The following is a 5,094-nucleotide window of genomic DNA, read 5'->3' on the forward strand; positions in this document are numbered from 1 at the left end:
TGGTGTGAAAGGGATGCGATGGATGGAGGGTGGTATTAAAAAAAAGGTTCGTAATTGGTGAAGAGCAGAGGTAGGGTGAATTCTGCAACACTCTCTTGGAGGGATTCGGTATTTATTGAACCCTATTTCAGCGTAATACGGCCATCGATCTCGTTTTAATCCCTTGGAGGGATTCGGTATTTATTGAACGAACGTGATAGCCGCCCCACAGCCATGCGTTGCGTTTTAATCCCTTGGAGGGATTCGGTATTTATTGAACCGCCCCTCGATTCTGGCCGCATTATACCACACCAAAATGGCGCTTGATCGAGCAGTAGGCACGTTTGTCGCTCGATCATCTGGTTGCAGGTTCGTTATTCGAATAAATGCTTGACACGTGAACATCGTTTGGGCCTTTCTGAAGACCAATAGAATCATTTGGTGTTTGATCGAGCAGCGCAGGCTGCTGCTTGCATGGGCTACGCCGCTCGATCGATTTTTGGCTAAAGAATAATCGTAATCGCTTCACGTGGCTGTGGGCTGCCAAACGTAATCGCTTGCTCAACACATGCTCCGCAAACTCGATAAAGCCGAACGGTATCGAGCGCAGGCTCGACGATTTGATTAAGTTTTGCCCTCAATTCTACCAAATGACGTTTAGTTAGCCAACATTCAAACAATGAATATTGGGTCCAGTAGCCATAGCCGCACAGCAATTTGTGAATTTTGCTGCGTCGTTGATCGTTGGGGATGTCGTAGGCAATGATGTAGAGCGTACTATCAGCCATTGCTTACCTCACCAGAAATGGAATATAGTGTTGAATTTCGCCCATCAGCGCTTTGGCTAGCAGGCGGGCTTGCAATTCGATACAGCGTCGATAGCTGACGCGATAGCCAAAAATTGGGTGTTGAATTTCGCTGCTGAAGCGTTCTTCGAGCTTGGTTAAGAAGAGCTTACGCCCTTCTTTGCTTAATTGAACGCTGCCAGGTTCGTGCTGAAAATGTTGTTTGTTGAGAATTTTAGTGTTAAGCACGCTCAGCACAACTGAATCGACAATTACTGGGCGAAATTCTTCCATGAGATCGAGCGCCAAGGCTGGCTTGCCAAAACTCGATTGATGCAGAAAGCCAATGTAGGGGTCAAAGCCCACAATCGCTAATTGGCTCAAAACTTGGCTGGTCAGAATAACATAGCCATACGATAATAGGGCATTGACTGGATCGGGCGGTGGGCGACGGCGGCGACCATTCCACTCCCATGGCTGGTTAAGCAACTCGCTCCAACAATCCCAATAGGCTGCACTGCCTTGGCCTTCACAGCCGAAAATTGGCCCAAGCCCATGCATGCGGTCAAGTGGATCGTAGGTTGCTGGTATGGCTAGGCCATGCAGATCACGATGGGCTGCTCGGAGATTTTCAATTGCTTGGCTGAGGCGTGGCTGGCGTTGGGAGCGATTAAACCGCAAGATTTGGGTGCGAAGATTGCGCAATTTGCCATCAATAAAGGCCCGCGCCAAACTAAAGCGTTGGCTCATGTCGGTATGGGCTGCATACTGGGCTAAACGCAAGGTGGCATTGCGGGTCGGATCAGGTGTGAGCGCACCTTGCGATCGCCCTGTATAGCTCAAAAAATGGGTGCAAATCCGCCGTTCAAGAAGGCTGGTAAGCGCAGAAGCAGTCAGGGTTATTTCGCCTTGCACCACAACTCGATCAATGATATTTAATGGAATCCGCACCACCTGGCGCTGCCGCCCAAGGGCTTGATCTTCGGGAATTTCAACCCGCAACGCTTCGCCTTCGCGCTTGACAATACTATATTGCTCCGAAAGATAGAGTGTTTGCATGGGCCACTCCTTTAATCGTTAGCCTCGCTCAGTGGGTTTGGATTGGTCGTCAAATGGCGAACTTCATCAGGTAAGCATAATGGTTGCAGGCTGCAATCACGACATTTGGCTTTTTGGGTCGTTGGTGCTGGCAGTTGATTGTTTTGACATAATGTATGCGCTTGGGCAATAACGTCGATTGTTTGCTGGCGCAGTTCAGCATCAAATTCTACCAATTCGCGTCGTCGATTGGCCCACGAAAAAATAAAGCCTTGGTTGATCGTGCAGGCAAACATCTCTTCTAAACAGAGGGCTTGGGCACAAAGTTGCACATGATCGTTGCGCCAACGGCCAAGTTTGCCACGTTTGTATTCAACTGGACATAATTCGCCTTGATCATTCGCCAATAAATCGACAATGCCCGTGATGCGCCAGCGTTGACTGAACACATACACCGAGCGTTCCTGCACCTCGCCAGCAATCCAGGTGTGGCCACCAGCATCAACGCTGCTATGTAAAATTTGGCCGTCGGCGACAAATTCATTAATCAGCATTTCTGCTTGCAAATATTCGTAGCCAAAGCGGCGTGGGCAATAGGCTAAAGCATTGAGCATCGCAATTGGAACATAATCTGGCTCAAAGGCATTCATTATTCCTCCTGCTGTTTGGTTTTGAGGCGTTGCACCAAGCCCATGCCTTGGGTTGTTTTCGCGCCAACGCCAAGATACATGGCTGCATCGGCGAGCGTGGTCAAAATTCGCCGCTCGTGCAGATCGCCTGCCAGTTTGTAGCACACCTTGCCGAGGAAGCCGAGTTGTTTATTTTGGGCATGCAGCATATCGGTGTGTAATTGATAGCGTTTAATTTGAATATCAAATTGTTCTAATTGCTCGCAGCTTGCCAATGGCGTTGGGGCAAAGGCGTTCCAACGCCGCAGCAACGATTGAAAGACGCTTTGGCCATCGGGCAGCAAGCCAACCCGCTGTTTGCCTGCGCTATCACGGCCCAACTTGAAACAGGTTGGAGTGGCAAACCACAGCGTAACTTCATCGCTGGCTTGGGCTTGATCAACTAAGCTTTGCCATGAGCTAGTGCCGGCCCAAGCGCTATACTGGCTGGTGGTATGAATTGCGTGCAGATTGAAATGGCTGCTGCCCAAGCGTAATTGTTGCTGTGGCCGTTGTAGAAAGCTCTGTGCAAAGGGCCAATATAAACTTGCTTGCAGAAACGCAACCCGCAGCGGGTAGCTTTCGCCATTGTGTAAGCGGCGAGCCTGCTGGGGCAGCGGCGTGACCGTCCAGGGCTTGGTTTGGCTGGCGGCATGCAATTGTTCCGATAAGGCAGGATCGCTTGCTTTGATCAATTCTAAAAACAGCGCATGCGCCCGATGGCCTTGGGTTCGCTCAAGCTGCGTGCCATGCGCAGCAGTTAATTCAAGCACACAGGCAATTAATTCTGGTTGGGCAAGCATTATGGCTCCTCTTACAACAAAATTGGCTGATCGTTGACCCGTTTTTGGCGCATCAAAAAGTGGCGTTTGAGTTCAGGGATAACGTGAAAGGCCGCGGTTCCAGTTACCATGCTGTATTCTTCGAACATGCTATTAAAATCAACATTGAGGCGTTGGCGATAGATCGGGCCGCCTTGTAACACGCGAATCAAGGCACTGATGCTGGCTTGATCAACAATCAAACAGGGAATTGCGTTGGTTTCGACGGCGCTGCGAATTGCCGCTGGTACAGGCACGGTTGTGCGTGAACCATATTCGTAGGCGCTAAGCAACAGGCCTTTGAGGCCAACAATCGCGTTGCAATAGCGTTCTTCAAAGGTTTTTTGCTCAAGCTGATCGCTGTTTGGATAGTCGAAGGCTAAACCAAGCTGCGTAGCTCGATGCTGCATAATTTGCAGATAGACTGCTGCCGCTTCACTCGGGCCTGCATCCTGCTCGAACTGGGCTTTTGATCGATAGATCGTCACCTCATAATTACAAAAAACGTGAAACAGATCAAAATAGTTGAGGGTCTGGCTGGAAAGCAACTGTTTGGGATCGTAAATCGCTGCTTTGGGGCCTTGCCAAGCCTCGCGAAAATTAAACAGCGCTTTGGTCATTGCCACTTGCGATTCGATAAAATCGATCAGCTCGGTTTGCTGCTTTTCATGGCCAATCAAGCGCGAATCGAGAATGGGGCGCACTTGCTGGGGCGAAATTTCTTGTTGGATCGATTTTGTGCAGGCAAGCCAAGTAAGGTATTTGGCATAATGTTTGGCAACTGCATTGCGATCGGCCCATTTGGCGCTAGCAGCGAGCTTGAGCCATTGTTCGCGCTCCTCATACAGCTGATACACATGGCGAAAACTCTTGAACGTGCGTTTGCTGGTGGGAGCAAAAATCGCCCGCATAGCCTCAAACAAGGTCTCTTGATCGGGATCGTCTTTGGGCGTGAGTTGCTGTAACTTGAGCAATGGATAAAAGCTTTCGAGCAAGGCATATTGGTTGATATAGCCTTCGAGTTGATGCTTGGCTGGCAGTTGCTCAAGTTGCTGAATGATACCAGCCCATTCGGCGCGATTGAAGATTTGTTGATCCCAGGTTTTGAGCGCTGCAAAGGCTTCTTCGCTGACAAACACGTGGGCCTCGCTAGGAATGGCGGTTTCTTCGCGACCTAACACGCGGCCTGCGCGTCCAATTCGCTGGGTCAACTCGTCGCCAAATTTCGCATCGCAGATTAAGCGATCGATGCTTTGGCGGGTTTTGCCTGGCCGCCCAAAGTTGTAGCCAATATCAACGGTGGGCGTGGCCAAAATAACGGGCCGCACCAAGCGTCGATGTTCGGGCGGCTCTGGCCCAGTAATCCGAACTGGTTTGAGCTGGCGTAAGCTGGCATACATGCGGTTGATTTTGCCAAGACTGCTGCTGATAATCACGCTATCGAGCGCATTCGCCTGCCAATCGTCAATAAGCTGGCTTTGCGTTTGCAGCCATTCTTCAAGCTTGGCATTGTGGATATGCAACGTCAAGGGCGTTAAGGTTGGCGTTGTTGGCAAATCGGCGCTGGTTGCTGGCTCGTTATCGGGTCCGACGCGTTGCCAGCCATCAGCCCCAAATAGTTGATTCAGATAGCGATAGACTGCATTGCGCGGCGTTGCTGAGAGCAAGCAAATTTTATAGCCAGCCGCAAAATAGCCCCATTCGTGCCTTTAAGGGCGGACAGGTTGAGGAATAGCTATCAATAGATGTTAGGCCATTTCCAAGCCCAGTCGTCTGCCCCGCATCACCGTCGTTGCCCAGCAT

The 5,094-nt window shown here is 50.3% G+C and carries 5 protein-coding genes; all 5 read right to left on the reverse strand.

The annotated features are described in order from the left end of the window. Window positions 1–482: 482 nt before the first annotated feature. The 5 genes from cas2 to JOD20_RS26140 are packed head-to-tail and all read right to left on the reverse strand — an operon-like array spanning window position 483 to window position 4,958. On the reverse strand, window positions 483–767 hold the full coding sequence (gene cas2, locus JOD20_RS26120) for a CRISPR-associated endonuclease Cas2 (RefSeq protein ID WP_204758107.1): 285 nt from the start codon (window positions 765–767) through the stop codon (window positions 483–485). Between the two features lie 3 nt (window positions 768–770). Then, window positions 771–1,823 (reverse strand): type I-D CRISPR-associated endonuclease Cas1d, encoded by a 1,053-nt coding sequence (cas1d, locus tag JOD20_RS26125; RefSeq protein WP_204758108.1) that lies wholly within the window; start codon window positions 1,821–1,823, stop codon window positions 771–773. An 11-nt stretch (window positions 1,824–1,834) separates the two neighbouring features. After that, window positions 1,835–2,452 carry a CRISPR-associated protein Cas4 gene (gene cas4 / locus JOD20_RS26130; protein ID WP_204758109.1) on the reverse strand — a complete coding sequence of 206 codons (618 nt, stop codon included), beginning with the start codon at window positions 2,450–2,452 and terminating at the stop codon, window positions 1,835–1,837. Beyond that, complete coding sequence (gene cas6 / locus JOD20_RS26135; protein WP_204758110.1) at window positions 2,452–3,273, reverse strand: CRISPR-associated endoribonuclease Cas6; 822 nt, start codon at window positions 3,271–3,273, stop codon at window positions 2,452–2,454. Before cas6 ends, cas4 begins: the two co-directional genes overlap by 1 nt. 11 nt (window positions 3,274–3,284) lie before the next feature. Then, window positions 3,285–4,958, reverse strand: a complete 1,674-nt coding sequence (locus JOD20_RS26140) for a P-loop NTPase family protein (RefSeq protein WP_204758111.1) — start codon at window positions 4,956–4,958, stop codon at window positions 3,285–3,287. Window positions 4,959–5,094 lie beyond the last annotated feature (136 nt).

Source organism: Herpetosiphon giganteus (assembly GCF_016907925.1).
GTDB classification, from domain to species: domain Bacteria; phylum Chloroflexota; class Chloroflexia; order Chloroflexales; family Herpetosiphonaceae; genus Herpetosiphon; species Herpetosiphon giganteus.